This window comes from Streptomyces sp. Tue6028 (genome assembly GCF_002300165.1).
Taxonomy (GTDB): Bacteria; Actinomycetota; Actinomycetes; order Streptomycetales; family Streptomycetaceae; genus Streptomyces; species Streptomyces siamensis.
On record NZ_MLCE01000031.1, the window covers coordinates 60,776 to 78,501 of the forward strand.

Here is a 17,726-nt window from a genome sequence, read left to right on the forward strand (position 1 = left end):
CTGCGATGAAAGACAAGACCACCATCTCCGACACCGCGAGCAGCCGGCCCGTGCCGGCCGCTCGCGGCGGGCGGCCCCGGCGCCGCAAGCTCACGTTCGACCGGGTGACGTTCTTCCTCGCGTTCCTCGGTCTCCCGGTCGCCATCTTCGTGATCTTCGTCCTGTACCCCTTCGCCCAGGCGATCTTCTGGGCGATGACCAACTGGCGCGGTTTCAGCCCGGATTACGACTTCATCGGCCTCGACAACTTCGTCAAGATGTTCCAGGACGATGTCTTCCTTAAGGCGCTGCGCAATGTCGCCCTGCTGGCGGCCTTCGTGCCGCTGGTGACGTTGACGCTCGCTCTCGGGGTCGCGGTGGCCATCACCCTGGGCGGGCCCAGCAAGGGCCCCGTCCGGGGGATCAAGGGGGCGTCGTTCTACCGGATCGTCTCGTTCTTCCCCTACGTCGTGCCGGCGATCATCGTCGGCCTGATCTGGGCGCAGATGTACGACCCGAACGCCGGCCTGGTCAACGGCATCCTCAGCGGGCTCGGCCTGGACGGCTTCAAGGAGTTCGCCTGGCTGGGCGAACAGGCGACGGCGATGCCGGCCCTGATGTTCGTCATCGTCTGGGGGCTTGTCGGGTTCTACGCGGTGCTCTTCATCGCCGCGATCAAGGGCGTTCCCGCCGAGCTGTACGAGGCGGCCAGGATCGACGGAGCCGGCCGGTTCCGGATGACGATCTCGGTCACGCTGCCGGCGATCCGGGACAGTGTGCAGACCGCGTACATCTACCTGGGCATCGCCGCGCTGGACGCGTTCGTCTACGTACAGGCCATGCTGCCGGGCGGTGGGCCGAACAACTCGACCCTCACGATCAGCCAGCGGCTGTTCAATGTCGCTTTCGCGAAGCAGCAGTTCGGACTGGCCACCGCGATGGGGGTCGTCCTCGCCGTCGTCACCCTGGTGTTCGCGGCGCTGGTGTTCGCCGTCAACCGTCTGACCGGCGGGGGCGAGAGCGAGGGCCGTAAGGAAGCGCGTGGGTTGAAGGCTCGGCGTGCCGTAGCCAAGGGGGGTGCCCAGTGAGCGTCATAGCCGCCGACCGGAAGCAGGCGCGTGACCAGAAGCGGGCGAGCGACCAGAAGCTGACGAAAGCCGTCGCGGGCAGCGACCGCAGGTTCGCGGTGATCGCGCACGGCCTGCTGATCCTGTGGTCCGTGATCGTGATCCTGCCCATGCTGTGGGTCCTGGTGTCGTCGTTCAAGACGACCAAGGAGATCCTGTCGTCGCCGTTCGCGCTGCCGAAGCACTGGCAGTTCGACAACTACTCGCGCGCCTGGAGCGACGCGAGCATCGGGAAGTACTTCCTGAACTCCGTGATCGTGGTCGTCTGCGCACTGGTCCTGGTGATGTTGCTGGGCGCGATGTGCGCGTACGTCCTGGCCCGGTTCCAGTTCCCGGGACGCCGGCTGATCTACTACGTGATGCTCGCCGGGCTGACCTTCCCGGTCTTCCTGGCGATCGTGCCGCTCTTCTTCCAGCTGCAGAACTTCGGGCTGCTGAACACACGCCCGGGGCTGATCCTCACCTACGTCGCGTTCGCGCTGCCGTTCACGATGTTCTTCCTCTACGCGTTCTTCCGCTCCCTGCCGCACGACGTGTACGAGGCCGCGCTGATCGACGGCGCGGGGGACTGGCGGGCGTTCTTCCAGGTGATGCTGCCGATGGCGCGGCCGGGCATGGCGGCGGTGGCGATCTTCAACTTCCTGGGCCTGTGGAACCAGTTCCTGCTGCCGGTCGCGCTCAACACCGACCAGGACAAGTGGGTGCTGACCCAGGGCATGGCCGCCTACGCGTCCTCGCAGGCCTACGGCATCGACTACGGTGCCCTGTTCGCGGCGATCGTCGTCACGGTGGTGCCCGTACTGATCGTGTACGTCATCTTCCAGCGGCGGATCGCCGGTTCGGTGTCGCAGGGCACCTTCCGCTGACGCCCACCGTCGCGCCGTACGGCCGGCCGGGTCGCTCGGCCGGTCCGGCGGCCGACGTCATCACGTAACCGCTGCTTCACCCGCTGCGCACAGGGGTCGGGCCCCGGAGAGACAACTCTCCGGGGCCCGACCCCTGTGTACGGCGGATGGCACCGATTTCTGTCAAGGGCTTGACGCCACAGGTGCATCCAGCGGAGTTTGGGGTTCATAACTTGTACAAGGCTCAGTCACCCGGTGTGACGCGAGCCAGGGGCTAAGGGTGGAGAGTCAATGGAGACTCCGGGGTCGCAGTCGTCGCTGCACCGAGCCAATCTGGAGCGCGTCGTACGTGCGGTGCGCCTTGCCGGTTCGCTCACGCAGGCGGAGATCGCGAGGACGACAGGCCTGTCCGCCGCGACCGTGTCCAATATCGTCCGTGAACTCAAGGACGGGGGGACCGTCGAGGTCACTCCCACGTCGGCGGGCGGCCGCAGGGCCCGCAGCGTGTCCCTGAGCGGCGACGCCGGCATCGTCATCGGTGTCGACTTCGGTCACACGCATTTGCGCGTCGCGGTCGGGAATCTGGCCCACCAGGTGCTCGCCGAGGAGTCCGAGCCGCTCGACGTGGACGCCTCCGCCGCGCAGGGCTTCGACCGGGCGGAAGAGCTGGTCAGCCGCCTGATCGCGGCCACCGGCGTCGACCGGTCCAAGATCGCGGGCGTGGGGCTCGGTGTGCCGGGTCCGATCGACGTGGAGTCGGGGACCCTGGGTTCCACCGCCATCCTGCCCGGCTGGACCGGTGCGAAGCCCGCCGAGGAGCTGCGGGGGCGGCTCGGTGTGCCGGTGCACGTGGACAACGACGCCAACCTGGGCGCGCTCGGCGAGATGGTCTGGGGCAGCGGCCGGGGCGCCAAGGATCTCGCGTACATCAAGGTCGCCAGCGGTGTGGGTGCCGGGCTGGTGATCAACGGCAAGATCTACCGCGGCCCCGGCGGCACGGCCGGAGAAATCGGTCATATTACTCTTGATGAATCCGGCCCCGTCTGTCGCTGCGGCAACCGAGGCTGCCTGGAGACCTTTGCGGCCGCGCGCTACGTGCTGCCGCTCCTCCAGTCCAGTCACGGTACGGACCTGACCATGGAGGGTGTCGTCCGGCTGGCGCGGGACGGTGATCCGGGCTGTCGTCGGGTGATCGCCGACGTCGGTCGTCACATCGGCAGTGGAGTCGCGAATCTCTGCAATTTGCTGAACCCGAGCCGGGTGGTCCTCGGCGGCGATCTCGCCGAGGCCGGGGAGCTGGTTCTGGGGCCCATCAGGGAGTCGGTCGGGCGCTACGCGATCCCCAGCGCCGCACGTCAACTCTCGGTGCTTCCAGGGGCGCTTGGAGGCCGTGCGGAGGTCCTCGGGGCACTCGCTCTCGCGCTCAGCGAGATGGGTGATTCGACCCTTTTGGACGGCTCGCTCACTGCCGCCGCCCCTGCCTTCACTTAGAGAACGCATGGCACCGTTGCCATCTCGTTAAGTATTTACTTCTTGACGTCGCACGTGTGGCCGAGTTGACTTCCAGCCACCTCGGCCGCAACGACGCGGCCTCGTCAGGGAGGTTTCTGAAGTGAACACGCGTATGCGTCGTGCCGCCGTTGCCGTTGCCGCTGGTGCGATGGCCGTCTCGCTGGCCGCCTGTGGCAGTGCCAAGGAGTCCGGCGACAAGAGCGACAGCTCCAGCTCCGCCAAGAAGGGCGACGCGATCAAGGTCGGTCTGCTCCTTCCGGAGAACCAGACCGCTCGCTACGAGAAGTTCGACAAGCCCCTGATCACGCAGAAGATCAAGGAGCTCACGAACGACAAGGGCGAGGTCGTCTACGCCAACGCCAAGCAGGACGCCAGCACGCAGAACCAGCAGGTCGACACCATGATCACCAACAAGGTGGACGTGCTGATCGTCGACGCTGTGGACGCTGCCGCCATCAAGAACTCGGTCCAGAAGGCCAAGGACGCCGGCATCCCGGTCGTGGCCTACGACCGTCTCGCGCAGGGTCCGATCGACGGCTACACCTCGTTCGACAACAAGACCGTCGGCAAGACGCAGGGCGAGGCCCTCCTGAAGGCTCTTGGCTCCAAGGCCAAGGACGGCAAGATCGTCATGATGAACGGGTCGGTCACCGACCCGAACGCCGCTCAGTTCAAGGCCGGCGCCCACGAGGTGCTCGACGGCAAGGTGAACATCGGCAAGGAGTACGACACCAAGGAGTGGAAGCCGGAGAACGCCAACTCCAACATGGAGGGCGCCATCTCGGCTCTCGGCAAGAAGAACATCATCGGCGTCTACTCCGCCAACGACGGCATGGCCGGCGGTATCATCACCGCCCTCAAGGCCAAGGGCCTGAAGGTCCCGGTCACCGGCCAGGACGCCGAGCTCGCGGGTGTGCAGCGCATCGTCGCCGGTGAGCAGTACATGAGCGTCTACAAGCCGTACGCCCCCGAGGCCGACGCCGCCGCCGAGATGGCCGTCGCGCTCGCCCAGGGCAAGTCGCTCGACTCCGTCGCCAAGGACAAGGTCGACAGCCCGACCACCAAGGGCGTTCCGTCGGTCCTGGTCGCCGTCACCTCGCTGACCAAGGACAACATCAAGGACACCGTCGTCAAGGACGGCGTCTACACGATCGACGACATCTGCACCTCCGCCTACAAGGCGGCCTGCGACAAGATCGGTCTGAAGTAATCTCCCGCAAGTCCCTTTCCAATCAATGGAATTCATCCTTGAATTCCGGATCGGGACTTGCGTGACGAAGCCCCTCCGGCGCCCCGCATCATCAGCCCCGCAAGCTTGGCGGGGCGCCGGACGGAACACCCCCCTCCAAAAACTTCTGCACAACCTCCCGCCGGGTCAGGCGGCGAAGGAGATGGTTCACGTGTCCGCTACGCCTGTGCTGGCGTTGCGCGGGGTCTCCAAGCGGTTCGGTGCCGTCCAGGCGCTCACCGACGTAGAGCTTGAGGTCCACGCCGGTGAAGTGGTCGCCCTGGTGGGCGACAACGGCGCCGGAAAGTCCACGCTGGTCAAGACGATCGCCGGCGTGCACCCCATCGATGAGGGCGCCATCGAGTGGGACGGCAAGACCGTCCAGATCAACCGGCCGCACGACGCACAGGCCCTGGGCATCGCGACCGTCTACCAGGACCTCGCGCTGTGCGACAACATCGACGTCGTCGGCAACCTCTACCTGGGCCGCGAGCTGAAGAAGCGCGGTGTCCTGGACGAGGTCGAGATGGAGCGCCGCTCCCGCGAGCTGCTGGACACGCTGTCCATCCGCATCCCCAGTGTCCGCATCCCGATCGCCTCGCTCTCCGGCGGTCAGCGCCAGACCGTGGCGATCGCCCGTTCGATGCTCGGTGAGCCCAAGCTCGTCATCCTCGACGAGCCCACCGCCGCCCTCGGCGTCGAGCAGACCGCTCAGGTCCTCGACCTGGTCGAGCGGCTGCGCGAGCGTGGCCACGCGGTGATCCTCATCAGCCACAACATGGCTGACGTGAAGGCCGTGGCCGACAAGGTCGCCGTCCTGCGCCTCGGGCGCAACAACGGCGTCTTCGAGGTCAAGTCGACCTCCCAGGAAGAGATCATCTCCGCCATCACGGGCGCCACGGAGAACGCCGTGACCCGTCGTGCGGCGCGCAGCAATGGGGAGGCTCAGAAGTGAGCATCGACAAGACCTCCGCGACCCCCGAGGACCACGTCGTGGAGAACCCCGAGGCTGCCGCCAAGGCGGTCACCGCGGTCGACCCCCGACTGCTGGTCCGCGAGCAGGGCCTCGCCGGCTACCTCTCCGAGTTCAAGCGCAAGATGAAGGCCGGTGACCTGGGTTCCCTCCCGGTCGTCGTCGGTCTGGTCATCATCTGGGCGATCTTCGCGAGCCTGAACTCGAACTTCCTCACCGCGGGCAACCTCTCCGACATCTCCGTGGCCATGGTCGGCACGGGCATGATCGCCGTCGGTATCGTCTTCGTGCTGCTGCTCGGCGAGATCGACCTGTCGGTCGGTTCCGTCTCCGGTGTCGCGGGCGCCGCCTTCGCGGTGCTGAGCGTCACACACGGGATGAACGAGTGGCTGGCCTTCGTGCTGGCCATCCTGACCGGCACGGTCGCCGGTGCGATCCACGGTTTCGTCTTCGCCCGCATCGGTGTCCCGGCGTTCGCCGTCACCCTGGCCGGTCTGCTGTTCTGGAACGGCTTCATGCTGCAGATCCTGGGCAGCAACGGCACCATCAACCTGGACAGCGAGGGCGTGGTCGCCAAGCTGACCAGCTACTACTTCACGGATGTGGCGGCCGCCTACGCGCTCGCCGTCGTCGTGACGGGCGTGTACTTCCTCAACTCCTACTTCGGCAACCGTCGCCGTGAGGCCGCCGGTGTGCCGTCCGCGCCGCTGAGCGAGACCGTCGCGCGCACCGCGCTGCTCGCGATCGTCTCCTTCGCCGTGGCGATCATGTACAACCAGTACAAGGGCCTGCCGCTGGCCGTGGTGATCTTCATCGCGGTGCTGCTGCTCACGGACTTCGTGCTGCGCCGCACCTCGTACGGCCGGAAGATCTTCGCGCTCGGTGGCAGCGTCGAGGCCTCCCGCCGTGCCGGTATCAACGTGGAGATGGTCCGGATCTCGGTCTTCGCGATCTCCGGTACCTTCGCCGCGATCGGCGGTCTGTTCATCGCCTCGAAGATCGCCTCCGCCAACCAGGGCGCCGGCGCCGGCGACCTGCTGATGAACGCCATCGCGGCGGCCGTCATCGGTGGCACCAGCCTCTTCGGTGGCCGTGGCCGCACCTGGAACGCCCTGCTCGGTGTTCTGGTCATCGTCTCGATCCAGTACGGCCTCGCCCTCGAGGGCATCGCCTCGCCGGTCCAGTACATGATCACCGGTGGTGTGCTCCTCGCCACCGTCGTCATCGACGCGGTCACCCGCAAGACCCAGAAGACGGCAGGCCGCGCCTAGCGCGACCGGCCCTTTTGGCCCCTTACGAAGTGCCCGGTACCAACGGCGGTACCGGGCACTTCCATGTCCGCGTGCGGCACCGGCGGCATCACGGTGAAGAGAACGTGTGTACGGACGATTTACGGCCGAACGCGTGACGTACAACGTGGAGGCCGGGCACGGGCGCCAAAGACGGAACATTAGACTCGACAGGCCCGGCAAAGCTCGAACAGCTCTACTGCAAGGAGGCACGGGTGCCGCTGCTGACCCGCATCAGGGGACCGCGCGATCTGGACCGGCTCAGCCTGGAGCAGCTGGACCAGCTGGCCGGCGAGATCAGGACCTTCCTCGTCGACGCGGTCTCCAAGACCGGCGGCCACCTCGGCCCCAACCTCGGTGTCGTGGAGCTCACCATCGCCCTGCACCGCGTCTTCGAGTCGCCGAAGGACAAGGTGCTGTGGGACACGGGCCACCAGTCCTACGTCCACAAGCTGCTCACCGGCCGCCAGGACTTCTCCCGGCTGAAGATGAGGGGCGGCCTGTCCGGCTACCCCTCGCAGGCCGAGTCCGAGCACGACGTCATCGAGAACTCGCACGCCTCCACGGTCCTCGGCTGGGCCGACGGCCTGGCCAAGGCGAACGAGGTGCTCCGCAAGGACGCCCATGTCGTCGCCGTCATCGGCGACGGCGCCCTCACCGGCGGTATGGCCTGGGAGGCGCTCAACAACATCGCCGACGCCAAGGACCGCCCGCTGGTCATTGTCGTCAACGACAACGAGCGCTCGTACGCCCCGACCATCGGCGGCCTCGCCAACCACTTGGCCACCCTGCGCACCACCGACGGCTACGAGCGCTTCCTGGCCCGCGGCAAGGACCTCCTGGAGCGCACCCCGGTCGTCGGCCGGCCGCTCTACGAGACCCTGCACGGCGCCAAGAAGGGCCTCAAGGACTTCATCGCCCCGCAGGGTATGTTCGAGGACCTCGGCCTGAAGTACGTCGGTCCGATCGACGGCCACGACATCGAGGCCCTGGAGTCCGCGCTGGCCCGCGCCAAGCGCTTCGGCGGCCCGGTCATCGTGCACTGCCTCACCGAGAAGGGCCGCGGCTACCAGCCCGCCCTCCAGGACGAGGCCGACCGCTTCCACGCCGTCGGCAAGATCCACCCCGACACGGGCCTGCCGATCGCGTCCTCCGGCGCCGACTGGACGTCCGTCTTCGGCGAGGAGATGGTCGAACTCGGCAAGGAGCGCGAGGACATCGTCGCCATCACGGCCGCGATGCTCCAGCCGGTCGGCCTCGACAAGTTCGCCAAGGCCTTCCCGAAGCGCGTGTACGACGTCGGCATCGCCGAGCAGCACGCCGCGGTCTCCGCGGCCGGCCTCGCCACCGGCGGACTGCACCCCGTCTTCGCCGTCTACGCCACCTTCCTCAACCGCGCCTTCGACCAGGTCCTGATGGACGTCGCCCTGCACAAGTGCGGCGTCACCTTCGTCCTGGACCGCGCGGGCGTCACCGGCACCGACGGTGCCTCGCACAACGGCATGTGGGACATGTCGATCCTCCAGGTCGTCCCGGGCCTCAGGCTGGCGGCACCGCGCGACGCCGACCAGGTCCGCGCCCAGCTCCGGGAGGCCGTCGAGGTCACCGACGCGCCGACCGTGGTCCGCTTCTCCAAGGGAGCGGTCGGCCCCGCCGTGCCCGCCGTGGGCCGGATCGGCGGCATGGACGTCCTGCGGGCGCCCGGCACCGACATCCCCGACGTGCTGCTCGTCTCCGTCGGCGCGCTCGCGCCGATGTGCCTGGAGATCGCGGACCTCCTCGACAAGCAGGGCATCTCCACCACCGTCGTCGACCCGCGCTGGGTCAAGCCCGTCGACGAGGCCATGGCCCCGCTCGCCGAGCAGCACCGCGTGGTCGTCACCGTGGAGGACAACTCCCGTGTCGGCGGCGTGGGCTCGGCGGTCGCGCAGGCCCTGCGCGACGCGGGCGTCGACGTCCCGCTGCGCGACTTCGGCATTCCGCCGCGCTTCCTGGATCACGCCTCGCGCAAGGAGGTCCTGGCGGAGATCGGGCTGACCGCGCCCGACGTCGCCCGCCAGGTCACCGGGCTGGTCGCCAGGCTCGACGGCCGGTTCGAGCGCACGGCGGCGCACGCCGTGGACTCCGTGGAGCCGGCGCGCGACTGACCGGACGGCCACAGGTCCAAAGGGCCGGTTTCAGCACCCTGAAGGGGTGGTGAAACCGGCCCATTTGCGTGATTCTCTCGCGGCCGGGGCAAGCGGCTAACACGCCCCCTCGATCATTTCGAGGACGTCAAGCGTGGAGGTACGCCCGTGAGCAGCACCCTCTTCAGGACGAAGAAGGTCGAACAATCGATCTTGGACACTGAGGAGCCGGAGCACGCACTCAAGAAGTCGCTGTCCGCTCTGGATCTCACCGTCTTCGGCGTCGGTGTCATCATCGGCACCGGCATCTTCGTCCTCACCGGCAAGGTCGCCAAGCAGAACGCGGGCCCAGCGGTCTCCCTCGCCTTCGTCGTGGCCGGCATCGTCTGCGCACTCGCCGCGCTCTGCTACGCGGAGTTCGCCTCCACGCTCCCGGTCGCCGGATCCGCGTACACCTTCTCGTACGCCTCGCTGGGCGAGCTTCCCGCGTGGATCATCGGCTGGGACCTGGTCCTGGAGTTCGCGCTCGGCACGGCGGTGGTCGCCGTCGGCTGGGCGGGCTACATCCGCTCACTGATGGACAACGCGGGCTGGCACATGCCCGCCTCGCTGGGGGGCCGGGACGAGGCGCACGGATTCGGGTTCGACATCCTCGCCGCGGCGCTGGTGCTCGTCCTCACCTGCATCCTCGTCCTCGGCATGAAGCTCTCCGCGCGGGTCACCGAGGTCGTCGTGGCCATCAAGGTGACCGTCGTCCTCATCGTCATCATCGCGGGTGCCTTCTTCATCAACGGCGACAACTACAGCCCCTTCATCCCGAAGTCGCAGGCGGTGGAGGCGGGCGGCAGCCTCAAGGCCCCCCTCATCCAGCTGATGTTCGGCTGGGCACCCGCCAACTTCGGCGTGATGGGCATCTTCACCGCCGCCTCCGTGGTCTTCTTCGCCTTCATCGGCTTCGACGTCGTGGCCACCGCCGCCGAGGAGACCAAGAACCCGCAGCGCGACATGCCGCGCGGCATCCTCGGCTCCCTGTTCGTCTGCACCACCCTGTACGTGGCCGTGGCCATCGTCGTCACCGGCATGCAGCACTACAGCAAGCTGTCGGTGGACGCCCCGCTCGCCGACGCCTTCAAGGCCACCGGGCACCCCTGGTTCTCGGGCGTCATCAGCTTCGGTGCCGCCGTCGGTCTGACGACGGTCTGCATGATCCTGCTGCTCGGCCAGACGCGCGTCTTCTTCGCGATGAGCCGCGACGGTCTGCTGCCCCGCTTCTTCTCCCGCGTCCACCCGCGCTTCAAGACCCCGCACCGGCCGACCATCCTGCTCGGCGTGATCATCGCGATCGTCGCGGGCTTCACCAGCCTCAGCGAACTCGCCGAGCTGGTGAACATCGGCACCCTGTTCGCCTTCGTCGTCGTCGCGATCGGCGTGATCATCCTCCGCCGCACCCGCCCCGACCTGCCCCGCTCCTTCCGCACCCCGTGGGTGCCGGTCCTGCCCATCGTGTCCGTCTGCGCCACGGTGTGGCTGATGGTGAACCTGCCCACCGAGACCTGGCTGCGGTTCGCGATCTGGATGGTGATCGGCGCGCTGGTGTACTTCCTCTACGGCCGCTCGCACAGCCGTCTCGGACGGCAGGAGGAGACGACGCTCGAGCAGGTCACCGGCGAGGGCCCGGGAGGCAAGCAGCTCTAGGAGAAGTCCCGTCGGTCGTCACTCACCCGATCACCCCGGCCCCGTATGTCCCGCTTCGGTGTGGACTGCGGGGCCGGATAGCGTGCTTCCCATGCTCGCCGCGCCGCTCGCCCCGCCACGGTCCGCAGTCGTACGGACGGCGTACTGGACGCGGCTGCTGCCGCTGCTCGCGGTGCTGGCCTGTGTCACCCGGGTGCCGTCCTTCGCCCGGCCCCTGTGGAACCCCGACGAGGGGTATCTCGCCGTGCAGGCGCGGATGCTGGCCGACGGGGGGGAGCTGTACGAGACGGTCGTGGACCGCAAGCCGCCGTTCGTGCCCTGGCTGTACGAGGGGGCGTTCGCGGTGCACGGTTCCGAGTCCCTCACGTCCGTCCGCGTCCTGGCCCTTCTCGCCCAGCTGCTCACCGCGGTCCTGCTGGCCTCGCTGGCCAGGCGCCGCTGGGGCGACGGCGCGGGACGCACGGCCGGCGTGCTCTACCTGCTGGTCTCCGTCGGGCTCAACCCCGAGGACGCGCAGGCCGCCACCTTCGAGGTGTTCATACTGCCGTGCACGGCAGCCGCGATGTGGTGTGCCGACCGCGGCCGCTGGGGCGCGGCCGGGGTGACCGTGGCCTGCGCCCTGCTGACGAAGCAGACCGGCGGGGCGGTGCTGCTGCCCGTGCTGTGGCTGCTGCACCGGCAGGGCGCGACGCGCGGCGGGTTGCTGCGGCTGCTCGCCGGAATCGTCGTGCCGGTGCTGTCCGCCGCCCTTGTCACCGACCCGGCGGGCTTCGCCTTCTGGACCGTCACCGGCTCGGCCGCGTACGCCTCCTTCACCGGCTCCGAGCTGCACGTCCTGGCGCGTGGCCTGGTCAACACGGCCATTCTGACGGCGGCCTGCGCCGGTCTCGTCCCGCCGGTCGTCCGGGTCCTGCGCGTCGCCCGCACGGGGGCCGTGGACCTGTGGCTGTGGTTCGCCTCCTCCGCGGTCGCCGTCCTGATGGGCTTCCACTTCTTCGGCCACTACTACCTGCAACTCATCCCGCCGCTGGCCCTGCTGGCGACCGCGGCGCTGCAGATCCTGCCCCGGGAGCGGCTGGTGACGGCGCTGGTCACCTCTGCCTGCTGCTGCTCGGCGTTCCTGGCCTGGGGACTGCTGGCGCCCCGGTCCGACCTCGCGCACGCCACCCGGCTCGCGGACGCGGTGGCCCGTCGCACGGCGCCCGGTGACCGGGTCCTGGTCTGGGGGATACACCCGGAGACGTACTGGCTGGCCGACCGGACCCCCGCCAGCCGCTATCTGACCGCCGGCCTCCTGACCAACTACAGCGGCGGCCGCAACGGGCCCCAGGTGGGCGAGAAGTACGGCGTCGAGGGCTCCTGGCCCGTCTTCCGGGAGGAGATGAGCACGCACCCGCCCACCCTCGTCGTCGACGACTCACGAGCCGCGCCGTACGCCCCGGAACGGATCCCGTCCCTGCGCAGGCTGCTCACCGCGGAGTACGAGGTGGCGGGGGAGGTGGACGGGGCGGTGCTGTACGTGCGGGAGACGGGGTCTCGGTGAGGGGGCGGCCTGCGGGGCCCGACGGCCTCTGCTCCGGCGCCGGGCAGGCAGGGGGAGTGCGCCGTCAGTCCGGGCGTACGGCGCGCGGGCCCGTCGTGCCGGCGCCGAGGGCGGTGACACGGCCGCGCAGTTCACGGTCGGCGGTGACGACGAGGCAGGTGCGGTCCGTGGCCCCGGCCACGAGGCCGACGACGGTGTCGTCACCGCTGCCCGGCGCGGCCACCACCCGAACGCCGGGGACGGACTCCACGGCCTTCGCGGCGCCCTCGACGACGAGGACCAGCTCCACGGGTCCGCCGTGACCGGGCAGCCCGTCCCGGGCCAGCCGGTCGCGCAGCCGCTCCGCGGCACCGCGCCGGTCGCGCCACCAGCCGTCGGGCACGGAGCCGACGACGTTGGCGCCGTCGACGATGACGAGGAGGGGGTCGCCGTGGTCGTCGTCCATGGACTCAGCGTCGCACGCCGGAGGCGGCGTCCCACCGTGAGGTGACGACGCGCACGGCGGCGGCGGCCTCGGCGGCCCGCGCGTCGCTGGAGCGGACGGACCGGGCGAACTCCACGTGCAGGAACGGCACGTCCTCGTCCGCGGCGGTACGACCCTGGACGTTCTCGTGGCCCTCCAGCGGGCACGAGCGGACCCAGGCGCGGCACACCGCGAAGCCCCGGTCGCGGAGCGCGTCGGCGAGCCGGCGACCGTCGGCACGGCCCTCGGAGCCCTTGCCCGTGGAGGCGACGACGTCGTGGTCGGGCGCCGAGTCGTCGGCGAAGCCGTGCAGCTGGACACCCGGGAAGCCGCGCCGGACGAGCTCCGCGCAGACCGCGTGGAACACCGTGTCCCGGCGGTGCGCCACGTCGGACGCGTCCCCCTCGCCGGATTTGCGATGTGCTCCAGCAACGATCAGGACGCCACCCGGTGTGCCGCGCAGGACGCGCACGCCCAGCTGTTCCGTGCCGTGGTCGGCGACCGGGTGGGGGACCTGGACCGACCATCGGGCGCGGTGGTCGAGGTCCACGTAGACGCGGCCCCAGCCGCGCGGGTGGGGGGCTTGGTCGACGCGGTCGTACACCTCTGCGAACCGTCGCCCGGTCGCGCTGTCCGCCAGGGTGCGGATGCCGAAGTCGACCTCGGCGAGGCGCTGTTCGGCCTGCTCGCGGTGGCCGTCGAGAAGCAGTGCGACGCCGTCGGTGACCAGTCGCCGTTCGGTGCGCGAGGGGGGCAGGTAGCCGCCGTCCGGCGTGAACCGGGAGGTGTAGTCGGCGATGTCGCGCGCCAGGTCGACGCTCTGCGCGTCGCCGTCGGGGCGGCCGGAACCCGCGTCCCGGCCGGTGTCGTGGGTGCCGCGCAGGACAAGCGTTCCCAAACCGGCCAGAGCGGTGAGGAGCAGGAGAAGTGTTGCGATTGTTATCGTTCTGGCCCGGAATGCCTTCATGGTTGTATCAAGATATCCCGGTGACCAGACGTCGTAGCCGCCGCACCCTGCCCGCATTGCTGACCCCTCTCGCACTCGTCGCCGTACTGGCGGGATGCGGTCTCGTCGGAGGGGGAGACTCGGGCGATTCGTCGAAGGGGGGCGGACGCTCGTTCACGGTGGCCGCGGCCGGAGACATCCTGATCCACCCGCAGCTGATCGACCAGGCCAGGAAGGACGCCAAGGAGACCGGCAAGGGGGTGCACGGCCTGGACTTCGGACCGCTGATGGCCGGCATCAAGCCGGTGATCAGCAAGGCCGACCTGGGGATCTGCCACATGGAGCCGGTGATCGGCAAGCCGAACGGCCCCTTCGAGAGCTACCCCAACTTCCTCGTGCCGCCGCAGATCGCCGGGACGATCAAGGATGTCGGGTACGACACCTGCTCCACCGCCTCCAACCACTCGATCGACCACGGCTACGAGGGTGTGAAGCGCACGCTCGACACGCTGGACTCGGTGGGTCTGAAGCACACGGGCTCCTTCCGCACCCAGAAGGACGCGCTCACCCCGCTGATCATGGACGTCAAGGGCGTGAAGGTCGCGCAGATCTCCTTCGCCTTCGGCTTCAACGCCCACGAGCTGCCCAAGGACAAGCCGTGGCTGGTCAACCAGAACGACCTGGGCCGCATCAAGGCCGCCGAGAAGCGGGCCCGCGCCGCCGGCGCCGAGGTCGTGATCCTCTCCATCCACTGGGGGCGTGAGCACCACCCGAACCCCTCGACGCCGCAGCTGAAGTTCGCCCGCCAGCTCGCCCGGGAGACGGGGATCGACCTGGTCATCGGGCACCACGCGCACGTGGTGCAGCCGATGGAGAAGGTCGACGGCACGTGGATCGCGTACGGCCTCGGCAACCAGGTCGCCCGGCACGACGTGCCGACGGGGTTGACCGAGGAGGGTGTGATCGGCTGGTTCACCTTCACCGAGCGCGGCGGCAAGTGGGACGTCGAGGCCCGGTACGAGCCGACCCTCGTGGACATCCCGCCGGACCCGGACACCACCACCGGTGAGACCGCGGTGGAGCCGAAGAAGGGCCAGGTGCAGGACTACCGGCTGCTGGACGTGGCCGCCGAGCTCAAGCGCGACGACCTGACGGACCAGGAGCGGGCCCGTCTCCGGCTGGCCTTCGAGCGGACCGAGGGCACCATGCTCAACCGCGGCGCGGCCAAGGACGGCCTGAAGCCCCTCACGGAGCTGCCGGACTGATCGCGCCCCGTATGACGTCCGAGGCGCGCCCGCGTGACGTCCGGACCGCGCCCGGCCCCCGGTACCCCGGCGGTCCGGGCGCGATGTCGGCATGATGTACTTTTTCGTCCGTTTCGCTTCATCTGCGACCGGGTGCGACCCGGGCTGGACGCGTGTCGAGGTCGCCGGAAGCGGCCAACTGAACCCGCCCGAAGCGGAATCGATCGCTCATGCCCGAGTGTGATCGCATAAAACCTCGTGTAGCGCAGATCACGTTCAAATCGTGCAACTTTGATCTGCCCTCGCCGGTCTGACGCGCGGAGACTCAGTTTTCTCACCTGAGTCTCCGTGTCACGCCCGCGCCACCCGCCCGCACCCGCATGCAGGCCGCTCCACGCGTCCCGCCATCCGTACAAACGCCTGAGAGGACCCCTCCGTTGGCGCCATCGCCCCCGGCTCGGCAGCACCGTGCCCGCCGCCGAGCCGACATGTCGCTACTCGGCGGCATACGTCCGCCCATCGCGATCCTCTCGGTGCTCCTGCTGTCCCTCGCGGGCATCACCGCCCTCGTGCTCGGCCGGGTCGACGACGTGGCCCTGCCCAAGGCGGTCCAGACGTCGCAGCAGCACTTCGCGGAGGACGGCGCGATCGCCCTGCGGGCGTCCATCGACGAGTCGGTGACGGACCTCAACCGCTCCGCGGCCCTCTTCAGCGCCGGCTCCCCGGTCTCCGGCGACACCGTGCTCGACAAACTGGGCAACACGTACCAGAAGTGGATGGGCACGGCGGTCATCGAGATCCAGTCGGGCAAGCTCGTCGCCACCCGTGGTGAGACCGTCCCGCTGACCTCCCTCGACCGCTCCTCGCTCAGCGGCGAGGACGGGCTCGCGCCCCGCATGGTGCGGCTCCAGAACGGCGAGGTCCGGCTGCTGTCCTTCGCCCTGCTGTCGTGGCCGGACCGGCCGCAGCTGCTCCTCGTCGCCTCCAACAGCCTCAAGTTCCCCGGCATCAGCCTCGGCCAGTTCCGCTCCATCGCGGTCGTGGACCGCTCCGGAACGATCCTGAGCAGCGACGGCATCCCGGAGCCCGAGCAGGTGCTCACCGACCTCCAGCGCCAGGAGGTCGCCGCATCGAACAAGCAGCTCAAGGCCTTCGCCAAGAAGGTCGCCGAGAAGGCCGGCCGGCACCCCCAGAGCACGAAGGAGCCCGGCTCCGGCGGCTACCAGGGCGTGAGCGGCAGCCTGCTCGGCGGCCGCTGGCTCAGTGACCGCTCCGTCGCCGGATACGCCACCCTCACCGCGCCCGAACCCGGCGAGACCACCACCGCGACCAACCTGGGTCTCAGCGTGGTCTCCATGGTGAAGGTCGCCGAGGACCCCACCCGGACCGCCTCGCCGCTGTTCGGTCTCGTCGCGGGCGGCGCCCTGCTGCTGGTCGGCGGCATCGCCGTCGCCGTCCTGCTCGGCACGGTGCAGCGGCCCCTCATCCGGCTCTTCCTGGAGTCGCGCCGCCTCACCCGCGGCGACCTCACCCGCCCGGTGAGCGTCCCCCGGTACGGCGAGGCCCGCCGTATCGGCACCGCCCTGGAACGGCTGCGCCGCCAGCTGCTCGGCGAGAGCGCCGGACAGGGCGAGCCCGCGCCGCGCCCGCGCGGTCTGCGCCGCATCGGCAGCCGCGGTCTCCTCGTCGTCTGCGCGGTCCTGCTGCTCGCCTGGTCGGCGCCGCTGCTGCTCGCCCTCAACCGCGCCGACGGCACCGTCGTCGTGCCGCAGCAGATCGTCAACGACCAGCGCGAGCGCACCGACACCCTCACCGACCGGGTCCGCCGGGCGCTCAACGAGGGCGAGGCGGACCTCCAGTCCGTGGCCACCCTGATCGGCGACCGCACCACCCCCGCCGACATGACCAAGGTCCTCGACCGCACCCTCAACCAGCACCTGCGCTACCAGTCGCTCTACGTCGTCGACACCTCCGGCGACGTGATCGCCCGGTCCGGCGGCAAGCCGCACGAGGTCCGGTCCAAGCCCGCCACCGCCGACCCGATCCAGCTGCTCGGCCAGGGCGGCACCAAGCCCCTCGTGGTCGGCACCGCGGAGATCCCCGGACGCGACGGCGCCGCCCTGGTCGGCGAGTTCCGCATCGACTTCCTCAACTCGCTGCTCAAGCGGCCGGGCCTCGGAGTCGTACGCCTCGTCGACGACAAGAGCCACGTCATCGCGGGCAACACCGGATACATCGCCTTCCAGTCGCTGCCCAACGACCGCCTGAAGGACCTGGTCTCCGCGTCGAACCAGAAGGTCGGCAAGTCCGCGCACGCCGCCGGCGTCCTCTACCGCGAGAACGGCGTGCAGATCGCGGCCGCGGCCCCCTTCGTCGGCGGCGGCCCCGCCAAGGCCCTCGGCTGGACTGTCGTCAGTTGGCAGCCGGCCGACCGCCTCGCCATCCCGGAGTACGACGTGCAGCACCGCACGATGCTCGCCGGGCTGCTGGGCGCCGCGGCGGCGGCCGCCTGCCTGGGCTGGATGCACATCGTGGTGGCCCGCCCGCTGCGGGTCCTGGCCGGCCAGGCCGAGGCACTCGCCGAGGGCGACCGCAAGACCGTCCTCTTCCCGCGCAACCACGACGAGGTCGGCGCCGTCACCCGCTCCCTGGAGCTCGTCCGCCAGCAACTCCAGGAACAGCGCAAACAGCAGTCGACGCCGCGCCGGAGCTCCCAAGGGGCCCCGCACGAGCAGCACGTAAGGAACTGATCACCG

General features: G+C 69.4%; 13 protein-coding genes. 11 read left to right on the top strand and 2 right to left on the bottom strand.

Going from position 1 to position 17,726, the window contains the following annotated elements; translation table 11 throughout:
• Window positions 1–5 precede the first annotated feature (5 nt).
• From BKI49_RS28910 to BKI49_RS28950, 9 genes are all read left to right on the top strand, one after another.
• Window positions 6–1,067: a carbohydrate ABC transporter permease gene (locus BKI49_RS28910; RefSeq protein ID WP_095937206.1), complete on the top strand. Its 1,062-nt coding sequence runs from the start codon at window positions 6–8 to the stop codon at window positions 1,065–1,067.
• Window positions 1,064–1,972, top strand: coding sequence for a carbohydrate ABC transporter permease (locus BKI49_RS28915; RefSeq protein WP_095937207.1), 909 nt, complete (start codon window positions 1,064–1,066; stop codon window positions 1,970–1,972). Before BKI49_RS28910 ends, BKI49_RS28915 begins: the two co-directional genes overlap by 4 nt.
• 270 nt (window positions 1,973–2,242) lie before the next feature.
• Window positions 2,243–3,442: an ROK family transcriptional regulator gene (locus BKI49_RS28920; protein ID WP_095937208.1), complete on the top strand. Its 1,200-nt coding sequence runs from the start codon at window positions 2,243–2,245 to the stop codon at window positions 3,440–3,442.
• A 133-nt stretch (window positions 3,443–3,575) separates the two neighbouring features.
• Window positions 3,576–4,673 (top strand): substrate-binding domain-containing protein, encoded by a 1,098-nt coding sequence (locus tag BKI49_RS28925; protein WP_095937209.1) that lies wholly within the window; start codon window positions 3,576–3,578, stop codon window positions 4,671–4,673.
• A gap of 181 nt (window positions 4,674–4,854) precedes the next feature.
• Window positions 4,855–5,646 carry an ATP-binding cassette domain-containing protein gene (locus BKI49_RS28930; protein ID WP_028802202.1) on the top strand — a complete coding sequence of 264 codons (792 nt, stop codon included), beginning with the start codon at window positions 4,855–4,857 and terminating at the stop codon, window positions 5,644–5,646.
• A complete protein-coding gene (locus BKI49_RS28935; protein WP_095937211.1) occupies window positions 5,643–6,935 on the top strand; it encodes a sugar ABC transporter permease in 1,293 nt (430 codons plus the stop codon). The genes BKI49_RS28930 and BKI49_RS28935 overlap by 4 nt, the downstream gene beginning before the upstream one ends.
• A gap of 233 nt (window positions 6,936–7,168) precedes the next feature.
• Complete coding sequence (dxs, locus tag BKI49_RS28940) at window positions 7,169–9,100, top strand: 1-deoxy-D-xylulose-5-phosphate synthase (RefSeq protein ID WP_095937212.1); 1,932 nt, start codon at window positions 7,169–7,171, stop codon at window positions 9,098–9,100.
• Window positions 9,101–9,247: 147 nt separating this feature from the next.
• A complete protein-coding gene (locus BKI49_RS28945) occupies window positions 9,248–10,774 on the top strand; it encodes an amino acid permease (RefSeq protein ID WP_095937213.1) in 1,527 nt (508 codons plus the stop codon).
• 91 nt (window positions 10,775–10,865) lie between these two features.
• Complete coding sequence (locus tag BKI49_RS28950; RefSeq protein WP_095937214.1) at window positions 10,866–12,317, top strand: ArnT family glycosyltransferase; 1,452 nt, start codon at window positions 10,866–10,868, stop codon at window positions 12,315–12,317.
• Window positions 12,318–12,381: 64 nt separating this feature from the next.
• On the opposite strand, the gene BKI49_RS28955 is transcribed toward BKI49_RS28950, so the two are convergent.
• Both BKI49_RS28955 and BKI49_RS28960 read right to left on the bottom strand, forming a co-directional pair.
• The gene (locus BKI49_RS28955) at window positions 12,382–12,762 is read right to left on the bottom strand and encodes a PIN domain-containing protein (RefSeq protein ID WP_095937215.1); all 381 of its coding nucleotides are present in this window, start codon (window positions 12,760–12,762) and stop codon (window positions 12,382–12,384) included.
• Window positions 12,763–12,766: 4 nt separating this feature from the next.
• A complete protein-coding gene (locus tag BKI49_RS28960) occupies window positions 12,767–13,678 on the bottom strand; it encodes a hypothetical protein (RefSeq protein ID WP_257005001.1) in 912 nt (303 codons plus the stop codon).
• Between the two features lie 89 nt (window positions 13,679–13,767).
• On the opposite strand from BKI49_RS28960, the gene BKI49_RS28965 reads away from it, so the two are divergent.
• The gene (locus BKI49_RS28965) at window positions 13,768–14,991 is read left to right on the top strand and encodes a CapA family protein (RefSeq protein ID WP_373557600.1); all 1,224 of its coding nucleotides are present in this window, start codon (window positions 13,768–13,770) and stop codon (window positions 14,989–14,991) included.
• A gap of 467 nt (window positions 14,992–15,458) precedes the next feature.
• On the top strand, window positions 15,459–17,720 hold the full coding sequence (locus BKI49_RS28970; RefSeq protein ID WP_095937217.1) for a HAMP domain-containing protein: 2,262 nt from the start codon (window positions 15,459–15,461) through the stop codon (window positions 17,718–17,720).
• Window positions 17,721–17,726: the final 6 nt, after the last annotated feature.